This window comes from Allobosea sp. 67-29 (genome assembly GCF_001898115.1).
Classification (GTDB): domain Bacteria; phylum Pseudomonadota; class Alphaproteobacteria; order Rhizobiales; family Beijerinckiaceae; genus Allobosea.
The window spans coordinates 242,919-268,940 of sequence record NZ_MKSQ01000008.1; the positions used below are offsets into that span (position 1 = coordinate 242,919).

General features: G+C 66.4%; 29 protein-coding genes, 1 pseudogene and 1 riboswitch. Of the genes and pseudogenes, 16 read left to right on the forward strand and 14 right to left on the reverse strand.

Annotated features, from left to right (window positions below):
- The first annotated feature begins 40 nt into the window (after positions 1 to 40).
- Positions 41 to 421 (forward strand): porin family protein, encoded by a 381-nt coding sequence (locus BGO20_RS07765; RefSeq protein ID WP_291661249.1) that lies wholly within the window; start codon positions 41 to 43, stop codon positions 419 to 421.
- A gap of 12 nt (positions 422 to 433) precedes the next feature.
- Here the strand turns inward: BGO20_RS07765 and BGO20_RS07770 are convergent, their stop codons facing one another.
- From BGO20_RS07770 to BGO20_RS07790, 5 genes are all read right to left on the reverse strand, one after another.
- Positions 434 to 1,060 (reverse strand): uracil-DNA glycosylase family protein, encoded by a 627-nt coding sequence (locus tag BGO20_RS07770; RefSeq protein WP_291661250.1) that lies wholly within the window; start codon positions 1,058 to 1,060, stop codon positions 434 to 436.
- Positions 1,057 to 1,587 carry a hypothetical protein gene (locus BGO20_RS07775; protein ID WP_291661253.1) on the reverse strand — a complete coding sequence of 177 codons (531 nt, stop codon included), beginning with the start codon at positions 1,585 to 1,587 and terminating at the stop codon, positions 1,057 to 1,059. The genes BGO20_RS07770 and BGO20_RS07775 overlap by 4 nt, the downstream gene beginning before the upstream one ends.
- The gene (locus BGO20_RS07780; RefSeq protein WP_291661254.1) at positions 1,584 to 2,051 is read right to left on the reverse strand and encodes a hypothetical protein; all 468 of its coding nucleotides are present in this window, start codon (positions 2,049 to 2,051) and stop codon (positions 1,584 to 1,586) included. Before BGO20_RS07780 ends, BGO20_RS07775 begins: the two co-directional genes overlap by 4 nt.
- Entirely contained in the window at positions 2,051 to 2,662 is a 612-nt protein-coding gene (locus tag BGO20_RS07785; protein ID WP_291661256.1) for a glutathione S-transferase family protein, read from the reverse strand. The genes BGO20_RS07780 and BGO20_RS07785 overlap by 1 nt, the downstream gene beginning before the upstream one ends.
- A 111-nt stretch (positions 2,663 to 2,773) precedes the next feature.
- Positions 2,774 to 3,325 (reverse strand): thermonuclease family protein, encoded by a 552-nt coding sequence (locus BGO20_RS07790; protein ID WP_291661257.1) that lies wholly within the window; start codon positions 3,323 to 3,325, stop codon positions 2,774 to 2,776.
- An 85-nt stretch (positions 3,326 to 3,410) separates the two neighbouring features.
- Here BGO20_RS07790 and BGO20_RS07795 point away from each other — a divergent pair, with 85 nt between their 5' ends.
- The 3 genes from BGO20_RS07795 to BGO20_RS07805 all read left to right on the forward strand — a co-directional run bounded on the left by BGO20_RS07795 (position 3,411) and on the right by BGO20_RS07805 (position 6,686).
- Positions 3,411 to 4,928 (forward strand): sensor histidine kinase, encoded by a 1,518-nt coding sequence (locus tag BGO20_RS07795; RefSeq protein WP_291661258.1) that lies wholly within the window; start codon positions 3,411 to 3,413, stop codon positions 4,926 to 4,928.
- Positions 4,929 to 5,030: 102 nt separating this feature from the next.
- Entirely contained in the window at positions 5,031 to 6,149 is a 1,119-nt protein-coding gene (locus tag BGO20_RS07800; RefSeq protein WP_291661259.1) for a D-alanine--D-alanine ligase family protein, read from the forward strand.
- Positions 6,150 to 6,179: 30 nt separating this feature from the next.
- Entirely contained in the window at positions 6,180 to 6,686 is a 507-nt protein-coding gene (locus BGO20_RS07805; RefSeq protein WP_291661261.1) for a GNAT family N-acetyltransferase, read from the forward strand.
- A 98-nt stretch (positions 6,687 to 6,784) separates the two neighbouring features.
- Here the strand turns inward: BGO20_RS07805 and cobT are convergent, their stop codons facing one another.
- The gene (cobT, locus tag BGO20_RS07810) at positions 6,785 to 7,804 is read right to left on the reverse strand and encodes a nicotinate-nucleotide--dimethylbenzimidazole phosphoribosyltransferase (protein ID WP_291661262.1); all 1,020 of its coding nucleotides are present in this window, start codon (positions 7,802 to 7,804) and stop codon (positions 6,785 to 6,787) included.
- 112 nt (positions 7,805 to 7,916) lie between these two features.
- On the opposite strand from cobT, the gene BGO20_RS07815 reads away from it, so the two are divergent.
- Both BGO20_RS07815 and BGO20_RS07820 read left to right on the forward strand, forming a co-directional pair.
- Positions 7,917 to 8,771 carry an adenosylcobinamide-GDP ribazoletransferase gene (locus tag BGO20_RS07815; RefSeq protein WP_291661264.1) on the forward strand — a complete coding sequence of 285 codons (855 nt, stop codon included), beginning with the start codon at positions 7,917 to 7,919 and terminating at the stop codon, positions 8,769 to 8,771.
- Entirely contained in the window at positions 8,768 to 8,944 is a 177-nt protein-coding gene (locus BGO20_RS07820) for a DUF1289 domain-containing protein (RefSeq protein WP_465246008.1), read from the forward strand. The genes BGO20_RS07815 and BGO20_RS07820 overlap by 4 nt, the downstream gene beginning before the upstream one ends.
- Before the next feature lie 22 nt (positions 8,945 to 8,966).
- Here BGO20_RS07820 and BGO20_RS07825 read toward each other — a convergent pair whose 3' ends face one another.
- The 8 genes and pseudogenes from BGO20_RS07825 to BGO20_RS07860 form a co-directional block, all read right to left on the reverse strand.
- Positions 8,967 to 9,443, reverse strand: a complete 477-nt coding sequence (locus BGO20_RS07825) for a GNAT family N-acetyltransferase (protein ID WP_291661267.1) — start codon at positions 9,441 to 9,443, stop codon at positions 8,967 to 8,969.
- A gap of 19 nt (positions 9,444 to 9,462) precedes the next feature.
- Complete coding sequence (locus BGO20_RS07830; RefSeq protein WP_291661268.1) at positions 9,463 to 10,296, reverse strand: sulfite exporter TauE/SafE family protein; 834 nt, start codon at positions 10,294 to 10,296, stop codon at positions 9,463 to 9,465.
- A gap of 128 nt (positions 10,297 to 10,424) precedes the next feature.
- Positions 10,425 to 11,141 carry a DUF1428 domain-containing protein gene (locus tag BGO20_RS07835; protein ID WP_291661269.1) on the reverse strand — a complete coding sequence of 239 codons (717 nt, stop codon included), beginning with the start codon at positions 11,139 to 11,141 and terminating at the stop codon, positions 10,425 to 10,427.
- A 96-nt stretch (positions 11,142 to 11,237) separates the two neighbouring features.
- Positions 11,238 to 11,990, reverse strand: a complete 753-nt coding sequence (locus BGO20_RS07840) for a DUF899 domain-containing protein (RefSeq protein WP_291661270.1) — start codon at positions 11,988 to 11,990, stop codon at positions 11,238 to 11,240.
- Positions 11,991 to 12,070: 80 nt separating this feature from the next.
- Entirely contained in the window at positions 12,071 to 12,505 is a 435-nt protein-coding gene (locus BGO20_RS07845) for an SRPBCC family protein (RefSeq protein WP_291661272.1), read from the reverse strand.
- Positions 12,506 to 12,526: 21 nt separating this feature from the next.
- Complete coding sequence (locus BGO20_RS07850; RefSeq protein WP_291661273.1) at positions 12,527 to 12,871, reverse strand: ArsR/SmtB family transcription factor; 345 nt, start codon at positions 12,869 to 12,871, stop codon at positions 12,527 to 12,529.
- A gap of 302 nt (positions 12,872 to 13,173) precedes the next feature.
- Positions 13,174 to 13,539 (reverse strand): annotated as a pseudogene (locus tag BGO20_RS07855) (transposase); the annotation flags it as partial.
- Positions 13,540 to 13,643: 104 nt separating this feature from the next.
- Positions 13,644 to 14,645, reverse strand: coding sequence for a DUF4394 domain-containing protein (locus BGO20_RS07860; protein ID WP_298920642.1), 1,002 nt, complete (start codon positions 14,643 to 14,645; stop codon positions 13,644 to 13,646).
- Here BGO20_RS07860 and BGO20_RS07865 point away from each other — a divergent pair.
- From BGO20_RS07865 to BGO20_RS07910, 10 genes are all read left to right on the forward strand, one after another.
- Positions 14,611 to 15,171, forward strand: a complete 561-nt coding sequence (locus tag BGO20_RS07865) for a sigma-70 family RNA polymerase sigma factor (RefSeq protein ID WP_291661276.1) — start codon at positions 14,611 to 14,613, stop codon at positions 15,169 to 15,171. The two genes, BGO20_RS07860 and BGO20_RS07865, sit on opposite strands and share 35 nt — an antisense overlap.
- The gene (locus BGO20_RS07870) at positions 15,168 to 15,890 is read left to right on the forward strand and encodes an anti-sigma factor (RefSeq protein WP_291661278.1); all 723 of its coding nucleotides are present in this window, start codon (positions 15,168 to 15,170) and stop codon (positions 15,888 to 15,890) included. The genes BGO20_RS07865 and BGO20_RS07870 overlap by 4 nt, the downstream gene beginning before the upstream one ends.
- A gap of 32 nt (positions 15,891 to 15,922) precedes the next feature.
- Positions 15,923 to 16,531 (forward strand): hypothetical protein, encoded by a 609-nt coding sequence (locus BGO20_RS07875; protein WP_291661279.1) that lies wholly within the window; start codon positions 15,923 to 15,925, stop codon positions 16,529 to 16,531.
- Positions 16,532 to 17,039: 508 nt separating this feature from the next.
- On the forward strand, positions 17,040 to 18,026 hold the full coding sequence (locus tag BGO20_RS07880) for a GlxA family transcriptional regulator (RefSeq protein WP_291661280.1): 987 nt from the start codon (positions 17,040 to 17,042) through the stop codon (positions 18,024 to 18,026).
- Between the two features lie 66 nt (positions 18,027 to 18,092).
- Positions 18,093 to 19,934 carry a putative bifunctional diguanylate cyclase/phosphodiesterase gene (locus BGO20_RS07885; RefSeq protein ID WP_291661281.1) on the forward strand — a complete coding sequence of 614 codons (1,842 nt, stop codon included), beginning with the start codon at positions 18,093 to 18,095 and terminating at the stop codon, positions 19,932 to 19,934.
- 116 nt (positions 19,935 to 20,050) lie between these two features.
- Positions 20,051 to 20,252, forward strand: a riboswitch (cobalamin riboswitch).
- A 120-nt stretch (positions 20,253 to 20,372) separates the two neighbouring features.
- Entirely contained in the window at positions 20,373 to 22,322 is a 1,950-nt protein-coding gene (locus tag BGO20_RS07890; protein WP_291661282.1) for a TonB-dependent receptor plug domain-containing protein, read from the forward strand.
- The gene (locus BGO20_RS07895) at positions 22,319 to 23,170 is read left to right on the forward strand and encodes an ABC transporter substrate-binding protein (RefSeq protein WP_291661283.1); all 852 of its coding nucleotides are present in this window, start codon (positions 22,319 to 22,321) and stop codon (positions 23,168 to 23,170) included. Before BGO20_RS07890 ends, BGO20_RS07895 begins: the two co-directional genes overlap by 4 nt.
- Positions 23,167 to 24,180, forward strand: a complete 1,014-nt coding sequence (locus BGO20_RS07900) for a FecCD family ABC transporter permease (RefSeq protein WP_291661284.1) — start codon at positions 23,167 to 23,169, stop codon at positions 24,178 to 24,180. Before BGO20_RS07895 ends, BGO20_RS07900 begins: the two co-directional genes overlap by 4 nt.
- Positions 24,180 to 24,971: an ABC transporter ATP-binding protein gene (locus BGO20_RS07905; RefSeq protein ID WP_291661286.1), complete on the forward strand. Its 792-nt coding sequence runs from the start codon at positions 24,180 to 24,182 to the stop codon at positions 24,969 to 24,971. Before BGO20_RS07900 ends, BGO20_RS07905 begins: the two co-directional genes overlap by 1 nt.
- Complete coding sequence (locus tag BGO20_RS07910) at positions 24,968 to 25,984, forward strand: DUF6925 family protein (RefSeq protein WP_291661288.1); 1,017 nt, start codon at positions 24,968 to 24,970, stop codon at positions 25,982 to 25,984. Before BGO20_RS07905 ends, BGO20_RS07910 begins: the two co-directional genes overlap by 4 nt.
- Positions 25,985 to 26,022: the final 38 nt, after the last annotated feature.

Genomic DNA, 26,022 nt, shown 5'->3' on the forward strand with positions numbered 1-26,022 from the left:
GCGGCACCGCCAGACTGCGTCGTCGCCACGGGAATCGACCATGCTCCGTCTCATCGCCCCCCTGCTTCTCGCCGCGCTGCCAGGCGCCGCCCTCGCCCAGTCGATCGGGCAGGCGCTGCCCGGCCGCGCGCAGCCGCGCGAGTCCTACAACAGGCCTGCGCCGGCTGCCCCAAAGGGCGCGCGCCCCTGCCCCGAATACGGTGCCGGCTTCGTGCGGCTGGAAGGCTCGAGCTTCTGCGTGCGCGCCGGCGGAGCCGTCCGGGCGGAAATCGGGAAGAGCTCGCGGAACGGCTACGGCAGCCGGGCAGACGGCATGCTCTATCTGGAAAGCCGCGGACAGACGGAGCTGGGGCCGGTCCGCTCGGTGATCAGCGTCCGGCGCGGAATCGACCGCAACCTCGACGCGGCCCCGTTTCGCTGAGGCCTCCTCCGTTCAGGCGATCAGCCGCGCGACCTCCCGCTGCAGAACCGGCACGAGCTCGGACTCGAACCAGGGATTGCGGCGCAGCCAGGCATTGTTGCGCCATGACGGGTGCGGCAGCGGCAACACGCGAGGCATGGCGGGGCGATCGAGCAAAGCGCGCCAGTCGGCGACGATTGCGGTGAGATCGCGGCCCTTCTGGTCACCGAGATGCCAGTCCTGGGCATAGCGCCCGATCGCCAGGACGAGCTCGATCTGCGGCATGGCCGCGAAGACGCGTGCGTGCCAGGTCGGCGCGCATTCGCGCCGCGGCGGCAGGTCGCCGCCCTTGGCGTCCTGGCCGGGAAAGCAGAAGCCCATCGGCACCACCGCGACACGCGCGGGATCGTAGAACACCGTCTCGTCGATGCCGAGCCAGCGCCGCAGCCGGACGCCCGACGGATCGGTGAACGGCCGACCGCTGGCATGGACACGGGTGCCCGGCGCCTGGCCGGCGACGCACAGCCGCGCCGTCGCCGAGGCCTGGATGACGGGGCGGGGCTGGTGCGGCAGCGGCGGCAGGCGGCGCGGCGCATCGCGGCAGATCCGGCAGGCCCGCACCGCGTGCAGCATGGCCTCCAGGCCTTCGTCAGCGGTCATCGCCCGCCATCTCGGCCCAGCGCGCCATCGCTCCGGCGGGCGCGGGCGCCATCCAGCGCCACCTTCGCCAACCGCGCGCGCGGAAGGGCCCGCGAAATCAGCCCGTCGCAGAACCAGTTCCCGGACTTGCGGCTGAAATCATGCGGGTCGCCGGGCTCGACACGGGCCAGCCCGTTGATCCGGCCGCTGGGGCGGCTGCGGATCACGTAGAGCGCTCCACTGGTCTCGATGGTGAAGCAATAGGTGCGGCGCTTGTCGGGCGGGCCGTAATAATAGCAGACGGCGTCCTCTGTCGTGGTCCAGCAGGCATCCGTGTTCGGGAGGTTGCGGTTGTGGCCGAGGGCCCGACCGTCGGGATGATGATATTCGCTGAACGGCAGGTTGGAGCCTGTGTAGCGCCCCGTGACGGTGTTCCCCTCGAAGGCTTGCCTGATCTGCGCGCCCGTCAGGCGCTCTGCCGCCCCGGCCGCGCCGGCGGCGAGCAGGGCAAGACCGGCGAGGATGCATCGGGCGGCGGACGGCTTCATCGCCGCGCCAGCCGCCGGCTCATCGGCGCGGCCGGCACCTGCGAGATCAGGCCGTCGCAATACCAGGGCTTGCCGTTGTCCGTGTGGTTGCGCGGATTGCCGATCTCGACCTTGGCAAGCGCGTTGACCATGCCGTTGCCGCTGTTGCGCAGCACGTAGAGATCGCCGCTGACCTCGACGGTGAAGCAATGGACCGTGCGGTTCTCCGGCGGGCCATAATAATAGCAGACCTGGTCGCGCTTGGTGATCCAACAGGCATCGGTGTTGGGCTGCCAGCCATTGTGGCCGAGCGCGCGCCCGTCGGCGGCATGGTATTCGGTGAAGAAGCCGCCATTGGTGTAGCGGCCGGTCACGGTATTGCCCTCGAAGGCCCGCTGGATCTGCTCGCCATTGAGGCGTTCCGCGGCCTGGGCCTGAAGCGCCAGCCCGCACAGCATCGACAGGAGGAGTGCGAGGCCGCGCATCACGCCTTCCAGCTCGGGCGGGCCGAGATTTCGCCATGCCAACGGCGGATGTGCACGAAATCCTCCGGCAGCGGGATGCGCGACGGCTTCATGAAGTCGATTGCGATGCCGGCGGTAATATCGGCCACGGTCAGGCTGTCGCCGCAGACGAAGGCATTGGCGGCCAGTTGCAGTTCCAGAACCCAGAGATGATCGTCGATCTGCTCGCGGTTGGCCTCGGCCCATTCCGGCACCTGGGCCTCGAGCTCCGCCATCGAGGGGTGGCTGTGGCGGAAGACGGACGCGACGCTGCCGAACAGGCCCAGCTCGATCCGGCGGTTCCACATCTCGATCAGCGCCTGCTCGCGAGCCTCCCGGCCGAAAAGCGGCGGATGCGGGTGCAGGCCCTCGACATAACGGCAGATCGCGATGGTCTCGGCCAGGGCAGTCCCGTCGTCGAGCTGGAGCACCGGCAACCGCTGCAACGGGTTGAGCCGGGTGAAGGCGGCGCTCTTGTGCTCCTTCTTCGCGATGTCGACCGGGACGAGCTCGGGCAGCGGCACGCCCTTCTCCGCAAAAAAGATGCGGACCCGGCGCGGATTCGGCGCGCGCCCGCCATCATAGAGCTTCATCCGACCCTCTCCGTCTCCGGCCGCACCGGATCACGGCCGGCACCGGACGGTCAACCGTATCCTCGTGGTTCTTGACGCCAGGATGGCCGCGCTCCGACCCGGGGCGCCGCCTCAGCGCGGATGGCCACGGCGCCAGGCCTCCGGCCGCTCGAAGCGCAGGGCCCAGAGCCCTCTGCCCGCCGCGCGCGCTTCAGCCTCCTCGCGGCGATACGCACCGTAGGACACGGCCTGCCCGGTCCGCACCATCGTCGCATTGATATCCTCGTCGCCCTGCCGGCACCGGGCAAGGCCGCGCCCGTAGCGGTCGGCCTTGCCGATTTCGCAGGTCGTGAGCCCCCGTGCCAGCAGCGCCTGCAGCGCCCGCCGCGCCTCCCGGCCGCAGGCGACGCTCCGGCCGGCCGCATCCATGCAAGACTGGCGGTATTCCGGGGCATCCAGTCCTTCGAGCCGCAACTCCTCGCCGAGCAGGCGGATGGAATCGCCGTCGATCGCCCTGGCCGGGCCGATCAGCTCCCGGGCGGGGCCGAGGCGATATTGCAGGATCGCTCCAGCCAGCGCGAGGAAACCGAGGATTCCGAGCGCAACGACGAGGTCGGTGAAGCGGCCGACGCGGCGCCAACCGAAGGGACCAAAGGGAGACCGACCGAATCCGAGACGCGTCATCAGGAAGAGCTTAACGATTTGGTGTCCATGATGGCGAGCCGGCCGCGCAGCCTGTGCGGCCGAACGAGGATGCGTACGCTCTATCATGGCGGAAGTGACGGCCGAACAGGTGCAGCGCGGGCGCGGGCCGGACCCGGCCGCCGTCGCGCGCCGCAAGCTGCTCACCCGCGAGGTGAAGACGGTGCGCGAGCGGCTCACCTCCTCCACCGGCCTCGAACGCGCCTTCGACAACGAGCTGTTGCGCAGCTTCGCCCAATACCGGGTCTCCGGCTCCGTCGGCACCATGGTGCTCGCGCTCGGCATCGCGGCAGCAGCCTGCCTTTGGCTGCCGGTCTATCTCGCCGCCGTCTGGAGCGGCTCGGTCCTGGCGAGCTCCCTCGTCATCGTCGCCCTGTCGCGCCGCTACCTCCACAAGCGACCGGAGGATATCCGGCCGATGCAATGGCGGCGCCTGTTCACGCTCGGGGAAGGACTGCACGGCCTGTGCTGGGCTTCGATCCTGTTCCTCTTTGCGCATGTCGATGCGCCGGGCGCCAAGGTCTTCGTCACGACCGCATTGCTGATCGTCAGCGCCCTGACGGTGATGCTGTCCGCCTCGATCCCGATCGCGGTCTATGCCGGCCTGAGCCCGATCATCCTCGGCATCATGCTGTTCTTCTGGGACAAGCGCGACATCGACAGCGTCACCATGGCGCTGATGGCGGCCTCGGCACAGCTCTTCTTCATTTTTCTGGCCAACCGGCTCTATGCCAGCTCGGTCGCGACGATCGGCTTCAGGGCCGAGAAGGACGCGCTGATCGCCGAGCTCGAAACCGCCAATGCCAATTCCGACGAGGCGCGGCGCAAGGCCGAGGAGGCGAACCTCGCCAAGTCCCGCTTCCTGGCAACGATGAGCCACGAGCTGCGCACCCCGCTCAACGCCATTCTCGGCTTCTCGGAGGTGATGAAGAACGAGATCTTCGGTGCGCATGCCAATGCCGCCTACAAGGAATATTCGGCCGACATCCACGGCTCGGGCCAGCATCTGCTCAACCTGATCAACGAGATTCTCGACCTCTCGCGCATCGAGGCCGGCAAATACGAGCTGAACGAGGAGGCGATCTCGCTGACGGCCGTGGTCGACGATTGCCGGCACATGCTGGCGATGCGCGCCAAGGCGAAGGGCCAGACGATCCGCGAATTGGCGGAGCCGGAGCTGCCACGCGTCTGGGCCGATGAGCGCGCCATCCGCCAGGTCGTGCTCAACGTGCTGTCGAACGCGATCAAGTTCACGCCGCAGGGCGGCGAGATCACGATCAAGGTCGGCTGGACGGCGGCCGGCGGCCAGTATGTCACGGTCACCGACACCGGCCCCGGCATCCCCGAGAACGAGATCCCGATCGTGATGCAGAGCTTCGGGCGCGGCTCGCTGGCGATCAAGACGGCCGAGCAGGGCTCGGGCCTCGGCCTACCGATCGTCAAGGGGCTGGTCGAGCTGCATGGCGGCGGCTTCCATCTCAAGTCGAAGCCGCGCGCCGGCACGGAAGTCACGATCACCCTGCCGGCCGAGCGGGTGATGGATGCCCTCCCGGCCCTGCCGGAGCCGCGCGTGCGGGCCGCCTGAACACCATCATTACGCCGCCATCGGCCAGCACAGATCGTCCCGGCGCGCCGCAATGCGCTCCCGCCTCCTTCTGCCCCCGCCGAACACTGGAAGCATCGGATCATGAACGGAAAAACCCGCGTCGCGGTGCTCTATGGCGGCAAGTCCGGCGAGCATGAAGTCTCGCTCAAGTCGGGCGCCTCGGTCGTGCGCCATCTCGACCGAGAGCGCTTCGAGCTGATCCCGATCAGCATCGACAAGCAGGGCCGCTGGCAGCAGCAGGACCCGAAGCGCCTCGCAGAATGGAACGCCGAGAGCCTGCCGATCCATGCCGACGCCCCGGCCATCCGCCTCGCCGCCGACGATGCCGGTCGGCTCGAGGCCATCGGGCTAGACGGCAGCTCGGCCGGTCACGGCATCGACGTGGTGTTTCCGGTGATCCATGGCCCGCTCTGCGAGGATGGCGCCGTCCAGGGTCTGCTGGAGCTGAGCGGGGCGGCCTATGTCGGCTCGGGCGTGCTCGCCTCCGCCGTCGGCATGCACAAGGACATCGCCAAGCGCCTCGCCGCGCTCGCGGGCCTGCCGGTCGCGCCCTATGTGATGGCGAGCAAGCGCGAATTCGCCCGCGATCCTGTGGCCGTGGCTGCGGCGGCGCAAGCGAAGCTGACGCTGCCCGTCTTCATCAAGCCCTGCAACATGGGCTCCAGCGTCGGCGTCCATAAGGTCAAGCGCTGGGAGGATCTCGACGCCGCCCTCGCCGATGCCTTCCGCTATGATACGCGCGTGCTGATCGAGCAGGGCATCGACGCCCGCGAGATCGAGGTCGCGGTGCTCGACGGCGACCCGCCCTTCGTCAGCCTGGCGAGCGAGCTCAACGCCGATCCCAAGCATGAATTCTACTCCTACGAGGCGAAATACATCGACCAGGACGGCGCGACAGTCGACCTGCCGGCGAAGCTGGAACCGGGGCAGATGGAGCGGGTCCGCGAGCTGGCGAAGACGGCCTTTCTCGCGCTGGAATGCAGCGGGCTTGCCCGCGTCGACTTCTTCCTCGACCGGAAGAGCGGCGAGTTCTACTTCAACGAGATCAACACCCTACCCGGCTTCACCGCCATCAGCATGTACCCGAAGATGATGGAGGCTTCGGGCATGGCCTATCGCGACCTGATCACCCGGCTGGTCGAGCTTGCGCTCGAGCGCCATGCCGAGCGCGCGGCGCTGAAGACCGACTACGACGGCTGACCCGATGCGGCCCAGCGCAGCGGCCAGCCCATGACGATCGCAACCCGGCGCCTTCTGCTGGACCACGCGAAGCTGGCGGACGTCCCGCGCCTGTTCGCGTTCCTCGGCGACGCGGACGCGATGCGCCACACGCACGTCGTGCGCTCGCTGAAGGATTGCCGCCGCCGCGTCGCGGTCCATGAATGGTGCCGCCGCCGGGACGGCTGCGCGCCCTGGGTCATCCGTACCAAAGCGGAGCACCGGATCATCGGCTGGGGCGGCCTGTTCGACGACCCCTTCGACCCAGGCTGGGGCATCGAGCTCGGCTACTGGTTCGACCGAGCGAGCTGGGGCCAGGGCTATGCCTCCGAGCTGGCCGCCGCGGCCGTCACCTTCGCGGACGAGCAGCTTGGGCTGCCGCAGTTGCGGGCGTTCGCACGGCCGGACAACGCTGCGTCCCGGCGCGTGCTCGAGAAGGCCGGCTTCACGCAGGAGCGTTACGTTCCCGAGCTTGAGCGCTGGCTTTTCGCACGCCCGAAATCCGGGAGTGCCAGCTAGAGTATCGGACTGAATATCTTATTCGGCCCGATACTCTAGCTCTTTGATTTTGCGTCGGCTTTTTTCGAAAGCCGCGTTCCACTTTTCGGGCCGACGCTCTAATCCTTTCGGGCCACCTGCGCCTGCTCAAAAGTCGCCATGCCGGAATGGATGGCGGCCGCGGCCTTGACGAGGCCTGCTGCCAGCGCGGCGCCCGAACCCTCGCCGAGGCGCATGTCAAGCGCCAGCAGCGGCACCTTGCCGAGCCGGGCCAGCACTTCGGCATGGGCGCCCTCGGCCGAGAGGTGGCCAGCCAGGCAGTGATCGATCGCGGAAGGCTCGATGGCGTGCAGGATCGCGGCGGCAGCGGTGACGACATAGCCGTCGAGGATCACCGGGATACGCTGAGAACGCGCGGCGATGATCGCCCCGCAGATCGCCGCGATCTCGCGCCCGCCGAGGCGGCGCAGCACTTCGAGCGGGTCCTTGAGATGGGCGCGGTGCAGGGCCAGGCCCTTCTCCACGGCCGCGACCTTGCGTTTCAGTCCCTCATCGTCGATGCCAGTACCGCGCCCGCACCAGCGGGCCGCGTCACCGCCATAGAGCGCGGCGTAGATCGCTGCGGCCGACGTGGTATTGCCGATGCCCATCTCTCCGAGGCAGAGCAGGTCGGCGCCGCCAGCCAGCGCCTCCATGCCGAAGGCCATGGTCGCGACGCAGGCGCGCTCGTCGAGCGCATCGCCTTGCGTGAAGTCGCCGGTCGGCAAGTCGAGCGCCAGGTCGAAAACCTTGAAGCCGAGGTCGAAGGCAGCGCAGATCTGGTTGATGGCTGCACCGCCAGCCGCGAAATTCTCGAGCATCTGGCGGGTCACGGTCTGGGGATAGGCCGAGACGCCTTGCGCCACCACGCCATGATTGCCGGCGAAGACGCAGACCAGCGGACGGTTCACCGCCGGCGGCGCCTTGCCCTGCCAGGCCGCAAGCCATTCGGCGATCTCTTCCATCCGGCCGAGGCTGCCGGCCGGCTTGGTGAGATTGGCATCCCGGGCGCGCACAGCGTTCGCGGCCGCCATGTCGGGGCCGGGCATCGCGGCGATGAGCTCGCGGATATCGTCGAAGGGCAAACCGGAAGCGGCCATGGTCAAGTCCGTCCACAAGAGCGGCGCCAGGCGCGGCGCCATGGCGGCAAGGTTGGCGTTGCTGCTATAGGCTCGGCCGGCAGAAGACAATCGACGGGAGCGCGAAGCCGGCATGGCGGAAGCCGACACCAGTACGGAACCGACGGCTGACGAAGGCTCCGCCTGGCCGGGCTGGGCGATCGCGACCGCGATCTGCATCCGCTTCTATTCGCGCCTGCCTGTGCCCCCGCTGCGCGGCGAAGGCGATCTGCACGGCGTCCCCGACTTCAGGCTCGTGCCGCGCGCCCTGCCGTTCGCGGGGCTGGTCATCGCGCTGCCTGCCGCGGCCGTCGCGCTCGCGGCCGGCCTGGCGGGCTTGAGCGGACTGGTCACCGGCACCCTCGTGCTGACGGCGCTTGCTCTGAGCACCGGGGCCTTCCACGAGGACGGGCTTGCCGACACCGCCGACGGGCTCTTCGGCGGGCCTTCGCCCGAGCGGCGGCTGGAGATCATGAAGGACAGCCGCATCGGCTCCTATGGCGCGATGGCGCTGGGGCTCTCGCTGCTGCTGCGCGCCGGCCTGATCGCGATGATCCTCGATCGGGCTGGCCCTTTGGGAGCGGCAGGCGCGGTGCTCGCCGCCGCGCCTTGGTCGCGCGCCGAAGGCCTGTTCCTGCTCGCGACGCAACCGCCGGCCCGCAGCGTCGGCGCCGCTGCCGCCGTCGGCCGGCCCAGCCTCGCAACGGCCCGGATCGCGCTGGGCCTCAGCCTGATCCTCGCGGCCGGGCTCTGCCTTGCCGCTCATCTACCCCTGCCCGGCCTGCTGCTCGGCTTCGCTCTGGCCCACGCGGCCGCCGCGGTGCTGGCGCGGCTGGCACAGCGGCTGATCGGCGGGCAAACCGGCGACATCCTCGGCGCGGCGCAGCAACTCGGCGAAATCGCGATCTATCTCGGCTTAGCCCTCTCCTTGGGATGGGTGGGGCGGTGAGCGCCGCCTCCTCCCCCTGCATCAAGGTTTGCATCATCGACCCGCAGACCAAGCTGTGCGAAGGCTGCGGCCGCACGCTCGCCGAAATCGCGCAATGGGCTCGACTGAGCGAGACCGAGCGGCTGACGATCATGGCCCGATTACCGGAGCGGTTGCGCCAGCCGAAACCCTAGAATGTCTGCGGCGGCTTCGGCCCTATTTGCCCTCGGCAGCCGCTTCCAGCGCTGGGCCCGTGAGCCGGTAGAACACCTTCTTCGTCTGAGCGACGGCGCCGAGGCTTTCATAGAAGCGCAGCAGGGCCGGATCGTCGGCGTCAGCCGTCCAGTCGAGGCGCCTGTGGCCGCGCTCCACCGCCAGTCTGGCCAGCGCGGTCATCAGCGCACGGCCGAGCCCTTTACCGCGCGCGGCGTCTGCGACGTAGATCTCCTTCAGGAAAAAGCCGGTCTTCAGCCCCGGTCCCGGGTAGAGATTGCAGGCCGAGGCGAAGCCCAGAAGCGCCTTGCCCTCGACCGCGACGAGGATTTCGACCCCGGCCGGAAGATCGGCGAGCCCGGCGCGGATTTCCGCGAGCGGCGGGCGCGGCACGGCGTAGTGCCCCTGCATCTCGACCATCAGCGCGGCGAGCGCGGCGTGATCGGCCGGCTGCAACAGGCGGATCGCGACCTCGTTCATTGCCGGGGTTCCGCAGCCTTCAGTGCAGCAGGGACCAGATGAAGCGGGCGGCGACGAAGAGCAGGAACAGGCCGAAAGCCACTTCCAGACGGCGCTTCGACAGCTTGTGGGCCAGGCTCGCGCCGATCGGCGCCGTCCAGATCGAGGTCGGAATGAACAGGATCATGCCGATCAGCGAGACATAGCCCAGGGAGAGCGGCGGCAGGATGTCCATCTTCGGCCAGCCGGCATAGATGAAGCCGAGCGCCCCCGGGATCGAGATCAGCACGCCCAGCCCCGAGGAGGTCGCGACGGCCTGGTGGATCGGCCGGCCGTAAAAGGTCATGAACAGGCTGGACAACTGGCCGCCGCCGATGCCCATCAGGGCCGAGAGCACGCCGATGACGCTGCCGTAAGCTACCATCAGCGGCTTGCCCGGCATGTCCTCGCCGAATTTCCAGCGATCGGCGGCGAAGAGCAGGCGGATGGCCGAGATCGTCGCCACCACGACGAAAACGATCTTGAAGAGATCGGCCGGCGCGTAACGCGCGATATAGCTGCCGACCATGACGCCGAGCACGACCGGCACGGCCCAGACCTTGAGGATCGAAAGATCGACGAGACCCTTGGCGCGATGGGCATTGAAAGAACGGATCGAGGTCGGGATGATGACGGCGAGCGAGGTGCCGACGCTGAGCGGCATCCTGACCTCCTCCGGCACGCCGATGACACGGAAGACCTCGTAAAGCACCGGCACGATGACCGCACCGCCGCCGACGCCGAAGACACCGGCGAGCAGGCCCGTCACGGCTCCCGCCAGCACGAGAGACACGGCGAGAAAGGCGAGATCGCCGATAGGAATGCCTGCGAGCATGGAAAGGGTTCCGGTGGGCCAGCCCCTATCCCTGTCGGCGATTTTGTCAGCCGGAGCAAGGGCTGCCGGGCAGCCCCGTCATGTTTGGCCGGAGACCTGCCCTGCCCCGGCGCGCACGCCGGCTCGCCTCACGCATCGAGCAGCGTCGCGAAACCACCATAGATCATGCGCTGGCCGTCGAACGGCATGGGTGCGCCATTATTCATCCGCGCATCCTGACGAATCTTGCCCCAAGCCTCGTCGCGCGCGGCCTTTGAGGCCCATTCGACCCAGCCGAACACCACCGTTTCGCCATCCTTCGCCTTCACCGCGCCCTTGAAATCCGTGACCTTGCCATCGGGCACGTCGTCACCCCAGGCGTCGACGACGCGGCGCGCGCCGTGATCGGTGAACAGCGCGGCAAGCTCCGCCGCATGGTTGCGGAAATCCGCCTTGCGATCCTGCGGCACGGCAATCAGCACGCCGTCGACATAACCTGCCGCTCCACCTTCGCCCTTGTCGACCAGCGCGTCGAAACCGCCATAGATCATGCGCCGGCCGTCGAAGGGCATGGATTCGCCCATCGCCTTCATCCGCGGATCGCTCATCATCTTCGCATTGGCCGCGTCGCGGGTCTTGCGGTCGGGATACTCGAACCAGGAAAAGACCACGACCTCGTCGGGCTTCGCCTTCACGGCGCCCTTGAAGTCCGTGACCTTGCCGTCCGGGACCTCGTCGCCCCAGGTCTCGACCATCCGGGTAACGCCGAACTCCTTGAAGATCGGCAAGGCCTCGCTGGCATGTTTGCGGTAGATCTCCTTGTTGGCAGCGGGAACCGCGACCACGAAACCTTCGACATAAGCCATTTCCATCGTCTCCCGTTCTGGCGGCGCGGCACGGGCCCGCGCCCATCAAGTTGATATCAACGCATATCTTCGGCCATTGCGTGACAATGGCTCGCGTCAGCCGCAGCAGGAGCCGGTGGCCAGCAACGGCTGGAAGCTCGCGGCCTCCTTCAGCTCATCCTCGTAGCGGTCATGGTGCCGGACCCAATCCATGGCCCTGCCCTCGTTGCGCCCCTTCGGAGTCATGTCGAGGAAGTTGTGCGCTCCGATGAGCAGGTCCCCACCACGGGCATAAGTCGAATAGGTGTGGAAGATCTCGCCGGCGTCGTTGCGGTAGAAGACGCTGAAGCCGGGCATCTCACCACCCTCGCCGTCATGAAGCTCGTAATTGTATTCGTAGCGGCCGGCCGCCTTCTCCGCCGGGCTGGGCGAGACGTGGAAATCGTAGTTGAAGTCGCTGCCGGCGGAGGAGACCCAGGGGAAGTCCCAGCCCATGCGGTGTCGGAAGGTCTGGAATTCGGCATAGGGCGCGCGAGAGACCACGACCAGGCTGACATCGTGATGCTTCAGATGGAGGTTGGCGCCGTCGAAATGGTCGGCGAGGAAGGAGCAGCTCGGGCAGCCTTCCCTGGCGCCGGGTCCGAACATGAAGTGATAGACGATCAGCTGGCTCCGGCCGGCGAACAGATCGGCCAACGACAAGCCGCCGTCCCAGCCCTCGAAAACATAGTCCTTCTCGATCCTGACCCAGGGCAGCGCGCGTCGCTCGGCCGAAAGCGCGTCGCGCCGGCGGGTGAGCGCCTTCTCGTCGGCGAGGTGGGTCTTGCGGGCCGCAAGCCACTCCTCACGGGATACGATCCTGTGTTCCATCGTCTCCTCTCCTGTGCTTCCGCCGGCCCGTGCCGGCAGCTCATCCCGGCGCTGCCCGACGGGCTGCGCCTCGCTTCGCCTCAGGCGAAATAGGCCTCGAGCTTCGCCATGGTGCCGGTCCAGCCATGGGTGTGGCCGCGGACGGCGGCATCGTCGAACAGCTTCTCGTGCAGCAGGGTCAGGATCGTGCCGTCGCCATCCGGCTTCAGGGCCACCGTCACCCGCGAAACCCGCTCGGGCGTCGTCACCCAGGACCATGAGAAGACCAGCCGCTCGTTCTCCACCACTTCGAGATAGCGCCCGGACACCTCATGGCGCTCGCCATTGTCCTCCAGCATCACGACGCGATAGGCGCCGCCGACGCGGGGATCGAGCTCGGCCTCCTGCGCCACCACATTCTCCGGCCCGAACCATCGGACCAGCAATTCGGGATCGGTCCAGGCCTGGTAGACCTCGGCCGGGCTGGCGTTCAGCCGGCGCTTCATCGTGAGGCTCGGCGTCACCGGCTGATGCATCGTGGTCCCTCCCCGCCCTCGTCACTCGCGGCCCTGGCGACGCGCATCGAGCAGCGCCGCCAGCGCGTCGAGCCGCTGTGTCCAGAATCGCTGATAGCGCGCGAGCCAACCCATCGCCTCCTCCATCGGCCCGGCATTCAGGTGGCAGGATACGGTGCGTCCCACCTTGGTTCGTGTCAGCAGCCCGGCGTCCGCGAGGACGTCGAGATGCTTCATCACCGCCGGCAGCGAGACCGGGAACGGCTTCGCCAGCTCGCTGACGGACAGCCCGTCCTCCTGCTCCAGCCGCGCCAGCAGGGCCCGGCGTGTCGGGTCCGCCAGAGCGGAGAAGGTGCGGTCGAGCGGCGCGTCCTGAAACTTAACCATTGAGTTAAGTTTAGACTTGCTCGCGTCCAGCCGTCAAGGGCCTGCAGCCTCCTGGGAGTTGCCGTCCTGTGGGGAAGGCGAAGTTTGCCGCAGTTTATGAAAACGACCGCGACCCTTTGCTGCGTGCCGGCATCTGTCCCATTCGAAGCCCCTGTGGATCCACGCCGCGTGGGCCGCATGACGAGGCCGAGTGAATTGAAATTAGAGGCGAAGTTCCCCGTTTTTGAGCTTCGACTTCCGCAAAATCCCCGTCTCGGCAAGGTGCAAACCAAGCTGAGACGGGGCCCGAGAATACCGGTCACACACAGCCACAGGACGCCCATCGGTCCAGAACGGGCCCCCATCAGGAGGCCAGAATGGCGAAGAACACCGGTGAACCTCCTGTCAGGTCCTTCGCGAAGTAGGCCGCGGCCTTTTAGAATGTCGGGCTCCGCCTTGAGCTTCGCCACCTCTCGCCGCAACTTCTCGATCTCACGTTGCTCCGGCTTCATATGACCGTGGCCGGGAAAGGCCTGCGCAGGATCGGCCGAAAACAGCTTCACCCATTTGCGCAACTGGTTCTCATGAACATCCATATCCCGAGACGCCTGCGCCACACTCGCCCCGCGGTCCTTGATCAGGCGAACCGCCTCGATCTTGAACTCACGCCCAAGCTGTCTTCGCCTCATACGTCACCTCCGGCTTCATGAAGCACCTAATCTCGGTGTCCACGAAACCGGCAGCAGGCCAAAAGGGGCGAGCCATGCCATCAGCTCGCCCGCCCGTTCGCCAATCACATACCCGGCAGGACCGCGATGTCGCGCACGGTGCCAGACATGCCCTGGACCTTGCCCATGGAGCTCGCCTTGCCAGTCGCAAGATCTACCTTGTGGAGCGCGCCGTCCGCGAGCAACCAGCCGGTGTTCGACCCGTCGGATGCGGTCTCGATGTCGAATGCCACCGATTTCGGCATCACCCCGAGCTTGCCGACCGCGCCGAGTACGCCGTCGTTGGGCGGCGCCTGCTTGATCAACCCGCCGATCTTGCCGTCGATGTCGTAGAGCGTCGTCTCCTTCGTCCCCTTGACCGAATTGGTATAGGCCCCGGCGACGATCATCGGCGCCTCGCCCTTGTGCATGTCGGTCTCGGCGAATTTGAGCTTGCCGTCGACCGTCGTCTTGCCGTCGTCGACATTGACCCGGAGATTGGTGCCATCGGAGCCGATCACGCGCAGCCGATCCGCGGCGGGGTTGAAATCGACCGTGGCCATCGCGCTGGCTGGCAGCACCGTGTCCATCTTGGACTTCATCGTCGCTTTGCCGGTCTGATCGACCGTGTAAATCGTGCCGTCGACTCCCAAAGCGTACAGCATCCCGTCCGCTGGCCTGACATCGATGCCGGCGATCTTGCCGGAGATGCCGGTGACCTTCATCGACTTGCCGGCCTTGAGCATTCCGGTGTCGATCATCGTCAGCGTATTGTCGCCCGTGAGAGCTGCAAGCGTAGCGGCCTGTGCGGCCATGCCGCTGGCCAGCATGGTGGAAAAGGCCAGTGCGAAGCGGATCGTCTTGGTCATGATGTCCTCCGGTTTCGGCAACGCCTCGGGCATCGGATGGGCCAGGGCGTCCGTGGCCGATACCGGTCGACGCGGCGGATGGATGCAGCCGCAAAAATATAGTTCCGCGCCTGCATCCATCGGGCTGCCGATGGCGTAGCTTGATGTCGCCCGCTTGGAGCGCGGCGCCTTGGAAGGGGGATGCATGGCCGGCGATGCCAGGCAGCGGCACGCGATCAACCTCGAACAGGAACTGCGAGCGTGTGCAGGCGGCGATAAAAACGCGCTCCGCCGCATCTACGACCAGGAGTGCCCGCGTATGATCGGGGTGGCGCAGCGGATGCTGAGACGCCGGGCATTGGCGGAAGAAGCGGTGCAAGACACCTTCATCCTCATCTGGAAACACGCGGCTCGCTTCGATCCCGAGCGCGGCGCAGGTTTGACCTGGATCTACGCCATCCTTCGCAACCGCTCCCTGTCCATCCTGCGGGACGAGAGGCGTCTCGACACCGACGCGGATGCGGGCGCCATAGAAGCTGTCAGCGAGGAGGACGATCCAGAGGCGGCCATGTCAAAGCTCTCCGACGCGGACGCGCTGCGAGGTTGCCTTCAGGCGCTGCCGGCGCAGCGGCGCGACATGATCCTGCTGGCATTCGTTCAAGGCCTCAGCCATGGCGAGATCGCCGGCAAGCTCGGTATGCCGCTCGGCACTGTGAAGTCATGGATCAGGCGGTCGCTGATTGCGCTCAAGGAGTGCCTCGGATGACATCGGAACAGGATCGCGAAGCCTTGGCCGGGGAATATGTGCTGGGCCTCCTCGACGGTGCTCAACGAGAAGCGTTCGAGCGGGACATCGACCATGATCGCGAACTCGACACAGCGGTGGAGCGCTGGCGGGCGCGATTTGCTGTGATCGATCAATCGGCTCTTGAGATCTCGCCATCACCGGAGGTTTGGCCGCGGATCGAAGCCGGCTTGAGCAAAAGCCGGATTGTGAAGCAGGCAGCATCACATGAACCTGACCGGGCTTCGATGCTCCAACAGTGGTGGGACAGCCTTTGGCTCTGGCGCGGGGCCGCGTTCGCCGGACTGGCACTTACAGCCATTTTGGGCGGAACCCTCTTCCTCGCATCGACCCGCGCTGATCGACAGCCGGTTCTTGTGGCGGTTCTGCTGACGGACGCCAATGTTGCGGCGGCCGTGGTCAACACCTTCGCCGATGGGCGGACCGAACTGTTGCCTCTTCAGGACATCGCCGTGCCGAAAGGGCGTGCCCTCCAGATCTGGACGCTGTGGGATCGACAAACCGGGCCGCGCTCTGTCGGCCTGATTGACCAGGCCAAAGCCGCGCCTCTGCAGCTCACCGATCTGCCTCTGGGCCCCAACCAGCTCTTCGAGATCACGCTGGAGCCGGCATCGGGCTCGCCTACCGGCAGGCCGACCGGACCAATCATCGCAAAGGGGCTTACCGCGAGAAGCCTCTAGCTTTTTACGACGAGCGGCGACAGACGCACGCGATGCTCACCGACATCCTCGGAGATGCCGCGAACCCACCACCGACCCGGCTGCGCGCGATCGTGCACGCCTTTATCCGCTCCGAATGCGAAGAGGCCGCCGTGCGAGGAGCGCTCAATGATACAGCCCGCTTTATCGCGACGCGCCCGAGGCGAAGGAGGCACACACCGCTGGCGCGCGCCTGTTTCAAGAGGTTCATGGAGGAGGCATTGCCAGCTGCATCGGCGAGCAAGCGCGCACTGGCCGGCTATCTGATCACCACAACCATGAGCGCTGTCGGTAAGGAATGCTCGGAATTACCGAGGACCGACGTCGGGATTCAAGCGTACGCTGACGGCCCGCCGACATGTTCTGCGCCGATCTCAGCGCCAACTAAACGCCTTGAAGAGGGCCCAGCGAAAAACAGCGGAACGGCAACACCTATCTTCCACAAACGCAAATCCGGGCGCGACGCGCCAAGAGCAGACGTTGTACCCTTGGTCAACAGTGGGCGTCGGCTTTGCATTGCAAGGTCGCGCCGCGAGCCCGGACTAACGGAGCTTGGCAATCCTGATGCCATCGAGTTTGGCGCGGTCTTTGATGGATTCCTCGCTGCGCGTCATCGCTTTTGAAATCGCTTTGAGTGCCATGCCCTTCCCAGCGAGCAGCTTCAGCTTCTGAAGTTCCTCAGATGTCCAGGGTTGGCGATGGCGTTCAAATCGGTCGGTCACAATCTGCTCCTGCTCTGTCGGAACGTTACCCGCATTCCGGCGCTCTATAGCAGAAGTGGCGACGGCTCGGCCGAACATGCAGATGCGGGGCTGAGCCAACCGCTCCTCGCTCCGACGACTGACCTTGGGACTGCGCCTGCAACCGGGCACTGGATGTTCGGCTTTAGCCACTCCAAGTTTGCCGAAAGCGCCAATTCCTGAGAGGATGGCAGCGTGACGGCAAGAGGACGATCAACTTCGCACGCGAGGGGCGATCGCGGGGTCTCCCTCTGATTTTCTCGAGCAGCCGCGCTTAGCCGAAGACGGCCGGCGCCATGCCGGGATCCGTCCGAAGCCCCTATCGACCGACTGCCTGCTACGTGCTGGCATACCGGCATATTCGGCTTAGCGCTTCACGAGGACCATCCGCGTGCTGGTCATCATCTTCGCGCCTTCCGACGTTCACTCGCTGGAACTCGCCGGCCTGATGGACGTGTTCGCGGAAGCGAACGCGCGGGTTGCCGAAGGTTTCTACGAGGTCGGTATCGTCGCGGAAGAAAACCGCCCGCTTCGCTGCGGGTCGGGACTGAGAGTTCTGCCGGACTTTGACTACCTCAACTGTCCGAAGGATCCCGACACCCTTCTTGTGGCTGGAAGCGTGGGCATACCCAATGCGCCCGGCAAGGGCATGATCGACTGGCTCTCACGCGCAGCCCCGCAGACGCGACGTTACGGCTCGGTTTGCACCGGAGCTTTCCTGCTTGGTGAAGCCGGACTTCTCAGCGCACGCCATGTGGCGACGCACTGGCAGTATGCGCCTCTCCTCGCCCAGCGCTTTCCAGAAGCGAAGGTGGACGGAGACCGGGTCTTCATTCGGGATGGCCCCATGGTCACCTCAGCCGGATCGAGCGCGGCGATCGATCTCGGCCTTTCGCTGGTCGAAGAGGATCTCGGCCGGGACGTTGCGCTTTATGTCGCCCGCCGCCTGGTCGTGTTTTTGAAGAGGCCGGGGGACCAGTCTCAATTCAGCATGCATCTGGCGGCGCAAGGCGTCGACCGCAGCCGCCTCTACAAGGTCCAGCAGTACATCCTGAGCCACCCGAATGCCGATCTGTCCGTCAACGCCCTGGCGAACATCGCGGCGATGAGCCCGCGCAACTTCACGCGGGTCTTCACCCAAGAGGTGGGAACATCGCCGGCCGAATATGTCGATCTCACACGGATCGATGTCGCGCGCTTTCTGCTCGAAGGTAGCCGGCTGTCGATCGATTCGATCGCCGCGAAAAGCGGCTTCGGCTCGGCGCGGGCAATGCGCCGCGCCTTTCTTGCGCATCTCGGAGCGTTGCCCTCGGATTACCGCGATCGGTTCCGGACATCTGGAGACGGGTCGAGGCCCACTATGTCCGAAATCGGCTGACGATTGTCTGGAAACGGCCAGGCCAGCCGGTTGCCCGGCAACGAGCAGCCGCGCCATTGCTTGGGCATGAAAGACTTCAAGGAACTGAAGCCGTTAGAATTCATGAAATTCGCGCCGCGGCCCTGCGCCGGCGATGGAGAACTCAGCTCCGACGCGCTGCTCCGCTCAATTCTTCCCCCGCTTGTCGAGGAATTTTCCGACGGTGTGGCGATCGGCCGGATTTCCGGCAGAAGTGGGCCGCTTGTCTACGTCAACAGGGCCTTCGAACGGCTGACCGGATACGCACGGCACGAAGTGCTCGGGAAGGATTGTCGCTACCTACAGGGCAATGAACGCCATCAACCGGAAGTCGCCCGCATCGGGGAGGCCATCAGGGCCGCTGAACCGGTCGACGTCACGCTTCGCAATCATCGGAAAGACGGGTCGGTCTTCTGGAACCATCTGAGCCTAAGACCTTTCACGGTCGGCGGCGAACTCCTCTACCTTGGTATTCTTCGCGACGTTTCGGCGACGCGACAGACCGAGATCGCCCTCGATCGCGCTGCAAACCTCGACGTTGCAACCGGCTGCCTCAACCGTCAGTCCTTCATCGTCAGTGTGGAAAGGCACTTCGCTACCTGTGCCGGCCCCGTACTGTTCGTGAAATGCGACATCATCGGCTTCCACGATATCAACGCCGGGTACGGCTATGACGTCGGGGACGCATTGCTGATGGAAACCGGCCGCCGACTGCGCGGGACCGGGGCTGTTCTGATCGCCCGGATCGGAGCAAACGAGTTTGCCCTGGCCTTCGAACTGACGGAGGAGGCAAGCGGGCCACCGATCGTGGCCGAGGTTTGCGCCGCTCTCGCTCCCGATTTCGTCATCCCGGGAGCGAATGTCTGTCTGCGCTTCGCCATCGGCTATGCGCTTGGCGACCCTCGCGGCAACCTGGTCTCCTTGATCCGCAATGCCGGTGCTGCACTGCATGCGGCGAAGTCAGCTCCGCTGAGCGGACCTCGCCGGTTTCAGCGTGCCGATGCAGAGGAAGCGCGCAATCGGGTCCAGATGACCCGCGAGTTGAGAGCCTCTCTCGCAAAGGATGAGTTCATCCATCACTTTCAGCCCCAGATCGATCTCGCGACGGGCGAATGCGTAGGCGCGGAAGCCTTGATAAGGTGGAATCACCCCTTGTTTGGCATCGTCCCGCCGGGCCGTTTCATCGAAGCGGCGGAGCGCAGCGGCGTGTTGCTCGATCTCGGCGAACGTGGTCTTGCCGCCGTCGCCGCCTTTGCGCGCAGGATCAACGAACACCGGGGTAAACCGCTGCGCTTTTCCGTGAATGTGTCCGCGACCGAGTTTTTGCATCGCGACATGGCGGAAGTTGTCGACCGCATCTTACAACAGTCCGGCGTCCGACCGGGCTTGCTGACACTCGAAATCACCGAAAGCATGTTTCTCAATGACACGCCCGGCGTGCTGGAGGCGTTCCGCCGGCTGCGGAATCTCGGCGTCGGCCTCTCCGTAGATGATTTCGGGACCGGCTATTCGAACCTCCGTTCGCTTGAAGCCTTTCCCCTCACGGAGATCAAGATCGACCGGAACTTCGTCGGAGGCCTGACCGCCAGCCCTTCGAAGACCGTCATCGTTCGTGCGATCATTGACCTGGGGCGCGCCCTTGGACTCACCGTCGTAGCGGAGGGGGTAGAGACGCAAGCTCAGCGAGCGCTGTTGGAGGGCATGGGCTGTCCAATCGGCCAAGGCTTTTTGCTCGGTCGCCCTGATGGCGGCGAAGCCTTTGCTGCGAGATTCGGTGGGGTATCGACCGATCACTCAGCCAATCGCCCAGTCAGGCATGACTCATTTCTGTCCAAGACGTCATTTGGCTCTCTGGCGACTCTTCGCGCTTCAAGTAGCGATCAATCCTGACGGAACGCGCCAAGAGCGGTCGTTGGCGAGGCGACCGCTAGCGGACATTCCGCTGGATCGCGATTACCTGCCGCGTTTTGGCTAACCCCATGCGATTGACCCTGCCACTTTTCCGCCTTACTCGTGAACGCGACGGTTCCCTCACGGGATCAAAAGGGAACGCAGTGCGGATGGCCTGGCCATTCTATGCTGCGGCTGCCCCCGCAACTGTAAGCGGCGAGCCTCATCGCCACACGCCACTGGGCCCTCGGACCTGGGAAGGCGGCGACGAGGCCACGACCCGCGAGCCAGGAGACCTGCCGTCAGTCGTGGTCACACGCGAACACGTTCGGACGGGGTGTTTCGATCGCTGCTCGACTGTCTGCCCCGTGCATCGGGGCGAACGGGAGATCGCGTTCGCGGTGACGTGCCACAGACGTCAACGCCCGAGGTCTCATCGTGATCGCCCTCTCCAAAGCCGCGCAGCGCGGCTCGTCTTCCATCATTGCATTGGCTCTCGCCGCCGCTGCCGTGTTGCTGGCCCCGCCCGCCCGTGCGCAGGCGCCGGGCAGCGTCGTCGAGCTCGACCCGATCGTCGTCAGCGCCACCGGCACGCCGACGCCGGCGCGCGAAGTCGCGAGCTCCGTGACCGTCGTCACCGCGCAGGAGATCGAGCAGCAGCAGCGCCGCACCCTGCCACAGGCGCTCGCGGCCGTGCCGGGCCTGAACATCGTCCAGATCGGTGGGCCGGGCGGCCAGACCTCGGTCTTCATGCGCGGCACCAACTCGAACCACGTCAAGGTCCTGATCGACGGCATCGAGGCCAATGACCCCTCGACGCCGAACCGCTCCTTCGATTTCGGCTCGATGCTGACCGACGATATCGAGCGCATCGAAGTGCTGCGCGGGCCGCAAAGCGGTCTCTACGGAGCCAACGCAATAGGCGGCGTGATCTCGATCACGACGAAACGCGGCGAGGGACCGTCCAGGATGACGGCCCGCGTCGAGGCCGGCTCGCACGGCACCTTCAACCAGGCGGCCGGGTTCAGCGGCGGCGACGACCGCTTCAACTACGCCTTCAATGTCTCGCATATGCGGTCAGACTCAACCGATTCCGTGCCACCGGATCTGATTCCGCCGGGTGTCCGGGTGCGCCCCAATGCCTACGACGCCTACAGCTATTCCGGCCGCCTCGGCTTCGCGCTGACCGACACGCTCACCGTCAACTGGGTCGGCCGCTATACCGACGGGCAGTTCCGCTCGGCCTATGACAGCGGCTTCCCGAGCCGCCCGACACCCTATCGTGCCCTCTCGAACTACGCCCAGGCCTTCACGCGCGGCGAGGTGGTCTGGGATCCACTCGGCGGGCGGTTCGTCAACCGCTTCGGTGTCTCCTACACCAACCAGGATCGCTCGAACCGCTCGCCAAACGCAGTCGGCATCCTCGGGCGCCCGACCGAGAACCTCGGCGAGCGTGTCAAGCTCGACTGGCGCGGCGATTTCGAGATCGCCAAGGGCCATCTGCTGATCGGCGGCCTGTCCTGGGAGCGTGAGCGGCTGGAGACGACGAGCCTGACGGCTTCGAACGGCAACAGGGCGGCCTATCTCGAATACCAAGGCAACGTTGCCGACCGCTTCTTCCTGGCCGCGAACATCCGCCACGACCATGACGACAGCTATGGCGGCCACACGACCTACCGCATCGCGCCGGCCTATATCATACCGGGCACCGAGACCAAGCTGAAGGCGAGCTATGGGACCGGTTTCAAGGCGCCGACGCTAGCGGAACTCTTCATCGACTACCGGCCGGGCTCCAATTTCTTCGGCAACCCGAACCTCAAGCCCGAAGAGAGCCGTGGCTGGGACATTGGCTTCGAGCAGCCGCTCTTCGACAAGCGCCTGCAATTCGGTGCGACCTGGTTCCAGAATGACATCGAGAACCTGATCGTCACCAACCGGGCGGGCACCTCCTACGCCAATGTCGGCAAGGCGCAAACCAAGGGCGTCGAGGCCTTTGCTGCGCTGCAGATCTCGGAGCAGTTCAAGGTCAGGGCCGATTACACCTTCACCCTCGCGCAGGACGAGGTCGCGCGGCAGGAGCTGCTGCGCCGGCCGCGCCACAAGGCCAGCGGCACGGCGACCTGGACGCCGATGGAACAGCTCAGCCTGTCGGCGACACTGATCTATGTCGGCCCCTGGATCGACGGAAACCGCGACTTCTCCGTCTCGCGCCTCAAGGCCAAGGGCGCAGCGATCGTCAATCTCGCTGCCGAATACAAGGCCACCGACAAGGTCACGGTCTTCGGGCGCATCGACAACCTGTTTGACAAGCGTTGGGAGAACCCGGTCGGCTTCCTCGTGCCCGGCTTCGGCGCATTCGGTGGCGTCAAGGTCGCCTTCGGCGGATGAGGATCGGTCTTCTCCGCGGAGCGAAATGTGCAGTTCTGGTCACTGCGGGCCTCGCGCTCGCGGCGACTTCGGTTGCGGTCGCGCGGCCGCAGCGCATCGTTTCGCTCAATATGTGCACGGACGAGCTGGTGTTGCGTCTCGCCGATCCTGAGCGCATCGCCTCGGTGACCTGGCTCTCGCAGGACCCGCGCAACGCCAATATGGCGGAAGTCGCACGGCGGATCCCGGCCAATCACGGGGTCGTCGAGCAGGTGCTGGCCATGAAGCCCGATCTCGTGATCGCCGGTGCCTACACGACACGGGCGACGGTCGGGCTGCTGAAGCGCGTCGGCGCGCGCCCGCGTGAATTCGGCGTGCCGCGCAACCTCGCCGAGATGCGCGCCCAGATCCGCGAGATGGCGGCGCTGCTCGGCGAGGAGGCTCGTGGCGAGGCCCTGGTCGCGGACATCGACACGCGTCTCACCGCGCTCGCCAAGCGCCGTCGGCCGAAGCCGCTGCGCGCGATCGTGCTGCGTCCGAACGGCTTCACCGTCGGACGCGGCTCGCTCGTCGACGAGATCCTGACTCGCGCCGGCCTCGTCAACATCGCGGCCGAACTCGGCATCGAAAGTTACGGCCAGATTCCGCTAGAAACGGTCGCGCTCGCTGGTGCCGAGATACTCGTGCTCAATGACACCCCCGACAGTCCGCCCTCGCTCGCCCATGAGGTGCTGCATCACCCGGTGATCGCACGACTTTCCGACAGGCTCAGACTGGTCCCGCTGCCGTCGCGCCTATGGACCTGCGCCGGACCGAGCGTGGTCGATGCGATCGAGCTTTTGGTTGCCGCGAGGGAGCAGCCCCGATGAGGTCTCGGACTGGAGTCGAAATCCGTCCCGCCCTCCTGCTGCCGGTCCTGGGCCTCGCCATGCTGGCGATGTCGGGCGCATCGCTCGCTGTCGGCTATGCGCAGCTGCCACTCGGCCGGGCGCTCGCCGATGCCGTTTCCGGACAGGTTAGCCTGCCGGCGCTCGTGCTGCTGGAACTGCGCCTGCCGCGCGCAATGCTCGGAGCACTCGTCGGTTTCAGCCTCGGCATGGCAGGAGCGGCGATGCAGGGGCTGATGCGCAACCCGCTGGCCGAGCCCGGCGTCGTCGGCATTTCGAGCGCCGCGGCGCTGGGCGCGGTCGCTGCCTTCTATAGCGGCCTTTCGGCCACGGTCGCGCTGGCCCTGCCGCTCGGTGGCATTGCAGGAGCGCTGCTCGCGACGCTCGTTCTCTTCATCTTGCTTGGGCGCGGCGCGAGCACGACGACGCTCATCCTCGCCGGCGTCGCGCTCAACAGCTTCGCCGGCGCGGCGACGGCGCTCGCGCTCAACCTTGCGCCCAATCCTTACGCCGCGCTGGAGATCGTGTTCTGGCTGATGGGGTCTTTGGCGGACCGCAGCATGAGCCATGTCTGGCTGGTGCTGCCGCTGATGCTTTCCGGCTGGCTGCTGATGGCCTCGACGGCTCCGGCGCTCGATGCGCTGAGTCTCGGCGAGGAGACGGCCGCGAGTCTCGGCTTCGATCTCACCTGGCTGCGCGCGCGGCTGATCGGCGGAGCGGTACTCGCGGTCGGCAGCGCGGTTGCCGTCACCGGCGCGATCGGCTTCGTCGGCCTGGTGGTGCCGCATCTGCTGCGCCCGCTGGTCGGGCACCGCCCCGGGCGGCTTCTGGTCGCGAGCGGTCTTGGCGGCGCGATCCTGGTGCTGGTTGCCGATCTCGGCGTGCGCCTTGCGCCGATACGCCCCGAGCTCAAGCTCGGCGTCGTCACCGCGCTGATTGGCGCTCCCTTCCTTTTCGCGCTGGTCCAGCGTCTGCGGCGGGAGGCGCTGTGATGGCGATCGTCGGGCAGGGTATCTCCATTGCGCTTGGAGGCCATCCCGCGCTGACTGGTGTCGATGCTGAACTTCGTCGGGGCGAGGTGCTCGGCATCATCGGCCCCAACGGCGCCGGCAAGACCACTCTGCTGCGCGTGATCGCTGGGCTGCTGACGCCTGACGATGGGCATGTGCTCTACGACGGCGTGACGGCCCGCCAGCTCGGGCGACACGCCTTGGCACGTCGGATCGCCTTTCTCGCCCAGGATGGGGCCGCCGCCTGGTCGCTGTCGGTCGAGGCCCTGGTCGGGCTCGGCCGGCTGCCGCATCGAAAGCCCTTCGGCGGCGCAAGCGAGGCGGATCATGCCACCGTCGCGAAGGCCATGGCGCTCTGCCATGTTGCAACATTTGCCGGGCGCACGCTCGGCACCTTGTCCGGTGGCGAGCGCCGACGCGTCATGCTGGCGCGCGCGCTCGCGGTCGAGGCCGACTATCTCCTCGCCGATGAACCTCTCGCCGGGCTCGACCCCGGTCATCAGCTCGACACCCTGCAACTGCTGCGCACCGTCGCTGCCGGTGGGACAGCCATCGCCGTCGTGCTGCACGATCTCACGCTCGCCGCGCGCTTCTGCGACCGCCTTCTCCTGATCCACAGGGGTACACGGGCGGCCGAAGGAGAACCGGCGATCGTCCTGGACGACGATCGACTGGCCGAGGCCTTCGGCGTGACGGCTCTGCGCGGCAGCCACGAGAGCGTCCGCTTCATCCTGCCCTGGCGGACGACGACACCATCGAGGAGCGACCCATGACCGACACTGAAACCGTCCGCGCACTGCTGCGCGAGCACATCCCTACAGTCGAGACGCAGTGGAACCTCGGCACATTCGGCGCCATCGCCGAGTTCATGCGCGATCCCGACGAGGCCTGCGAGGTCGTCGACCGGCCGGGCCTGCTCTCCGTGACGACCGCACGCGGCGGCATCGGTTTCGGACCGCTCGGTGGCATTCGCCTCTTCGCATCCGAATCCGCCACTGGCGCGAGCTGGAACCACCGCGTCGCCCTCTGCCTGCCCGAAACTGCCTGCGCCATGTCAGGCCGCACGGTGCTGACCGAACTCGGCCCGGACGAGGATGCGTTGCGCGCTGAGGATCGCGCCTCGATCCTCTTCGACATGGGCCTCGGCACGCTTCAAGCCGATATCTGCATCCGCACCGCCGATCCTGCCTTGATTGCCATCCTCAGAGCGGAGGCCGGCCGGCCGCTCTTCGCACCTGGCAGCGGCGCCATGGGCGCGATCCTGGCCGCAGGACCTCATCGCGTCTTCGTCGCCCGCCTCGGCCGTTGCGAGGTCTACCAGCCGATCCCGCCGGCAGATGGCAGGAGCCCCGAGGGACCGCATACCCATGTGCTGCCGAAGCTCCTGCGTTCGGGCCGCACCCATGCCGCGACCGAGCCGGTTCCTGACGGATTTGTGCCATGCGCGCATCTCGTGCCGGCCCACCCGACGAAAGACGCCATGGGGCGGCCGCGTGCGTTCGATGCGGCAGCTTTCCAACGGTTCGAAAACCTGCTTCACGCATTCGGCGACCCTGCTCGGATCGCCATCAAGCAGGCGGTGATCGCTGATCTTTCTGCGGGACACGGGCCCGAGGCACGTCCGGACCCAGGAAATCGCTTCGCTCGGCATTCGGTAAAGGTCGCTCTGCGACAGCAGACCGCGGCGGGAGGTCACGGCACGCTATTGAAAGCGTGGCTGGCTGCGTTCGATGCGCGTGAAGCTGGCGATGACGGGCAGGAATTTGCCGAGCCCTATGCACATTGAGGGAAATGGCATCGGGCATTGATAATCGGGGCAAGCGT

Bases quoted from the DNA above. Each gene is read 5' to 3' on its own strand.
- BGO20_RS07815 (WP_291661264.1), top strand. From the start codon at position 7,917: ATGGCGGAAGCCGACACCAGTACGGAACCGACGGCTGACGAAGGCTCC.
- BGO20_RS07850 (WP_291661273.1), bottom strand. From the start codon at position 12,871: ATGGTTAAGTTTCAGGACGCGCCGCTCGACCGCACCTTCTCCGCTCTG.
- BGO20_RS07765 (WP_291661249.1), top strand. From the start codon at position 41: ATGCTCCGTCTCATCGCCCCCCTGCTTCTCGCCGCGCTGCCAGGCGCC.
- BGO20_RS07865 (WP_291661276.1), top strand. From the start codon at position 14,611: ATGGCCGGCGATGCCAGGCAGCGGCACGCGATCAACCTCGAACAGGAA.
- BGO20_RS07830 (WP_291661268.1), bottom strand. From the start codon at position 10,296: ATGCTCGCAGGCATTCCTATCGGCGATCTCGCCTTTCTCGCCGTGTCT.
- BGO20_RS07895 (WP_291661283.1), top strand. From the start codon at position 22,319: ATGAGGATCGGTCTTCTCCGCGGAGCGAAATGTGCAGTTCTGGTCACT.
- BGO20_RS07800 (WP_291661259.1), top strand. From the start codon at position 5,031: ATGAACGGAAAAACCCGCGTCGCGGTGCTCTATGGCGGCAAGTCCGGC.
- BGO20_RS07785 (WP_291661256.1), bottom strand. From the start codon at position 2,662: ATGAAGCTCTATGATGGCGGGCGCGCGCCGAATCCGCGCCGGGTCCGC.
- cobT (WP_291661262.1), bottom strand. From the start codon at position 7,804: ATGGCCGCTTCCGGTTTGCCCTTCGACGATATCCGCGAGCTCATCGCC.
- BGO20_RS07845 (WP_291661272.1), bottom strand. From the start codon at position 12,505: ATGCATCAGCCGGTGACGCCGAGCCTCACGATGAAGCGCCGGCTGAAC.
- BGO20_RS07795 (WP_291661258.1), top strand. From the start codon at position 3,411: ATGGCGGAAGTGACGGCCGAACAGGTGCAGCGCGGGCGCGGGCCGGAC.
- BGO20_RS07805 (WP_291661261.1), top strand. From the start codon at position 6,180: ATGACGATCGCAACCCGGCGCCTTCTGCTGGACCACGCGAAGCTGGCG.
- BGO20_RS07900 (WP_291661284.1), top strand. From the start codon at position 23,167: ATGAGGTCTCGGACTGGAGTCGAAATCCGTCCCGCCCTCCTGCTGCCG.
- BGO20_RS07885 (WP_291661281.1), top strand. From the start codon at position 18,093: ATGAAAGACTTCAAGGAACTGAAGCCGTTAGAATTCATGAAATTCGCG.
- BGO20_RS07790 (WP_291661257.1), bottom strand. From the start codon at position 3,325: ATGACGCGTCTCGGATTCGGTCGGTCTCCCTTTGGTCCCTTCGGTTGG.
- BGO20_RS07875 (WP_291661279.1), top strand. From the start codon at position 15,923: ATGCTCACCGACATCCTCGGAGATGCCGCGAACCCACCACCGACCCGG.
- BGO20_RS07910 (WP_291661288.1), top strand. From the start codon at position 24,968: ATGACCGACACTGAAACCGTCCGCGCACTGCTGCGCGAGCACATCCCT.
- BGO20_RS07840 (WP_291661270.1), bottom strand. From the start codon at position 11,990: ATGGAACACAGGATCGTATCCCGTGAGGAGTGGCTTGCGGCCCGCAAG.
- BGO20_RS07825 (WP_291661267.1), bottom strand. From the start codon at position 9,443: ATGAACGAGGTCGCGATCCGCCTGTTGCAGCCGGCCGATCACGCCGCG.
- BGO20_RS07770 (WP_291661250.1), bottom strand. From the start codon at position 1,060: ATGACCGCTGACGAAGGCCTGGAGGCCATGCTGCACGCGGTGCGGGCC.
- BGO20_RS07835 (WP_291661269.1), bottom strand. From the start codon at position 11,141: ATGGCTTATGTCGAAGGTTTCGTGGTCGCGGTTCCCGCTGCCAACAAG.
- BGO20_RS07905 (WP_291661286.1), top strand. From the start codon at position 24,180: ATGGCGATCGTCGGGCAGGGTATCTCCATTGCGCTTGGAGGCCATCCC.
- BGO20_RS07775 (WP_291661253.1), bottom strand. From the start codon at position 1,587: ATGAAGCCGTCCGCCGCCCGATGCATCCTCGCCGGTCTTGCCCTGCTC.
- BGO20_RS07780 (WP_291661254.1), bottom strand. From the start codon at position 2,051: ATGCGCGGCCTCGCACTCCTCCTGTCGATGCTGTGCGGGCTGGCGCTT.
- BGO20_RS07870 (WP_291661278.1), top strand. From the start codon at position 15,168: ATGACATCGGAACAGGATCGCGAAGCCTTGGCCGGGGAATATGTGCTG.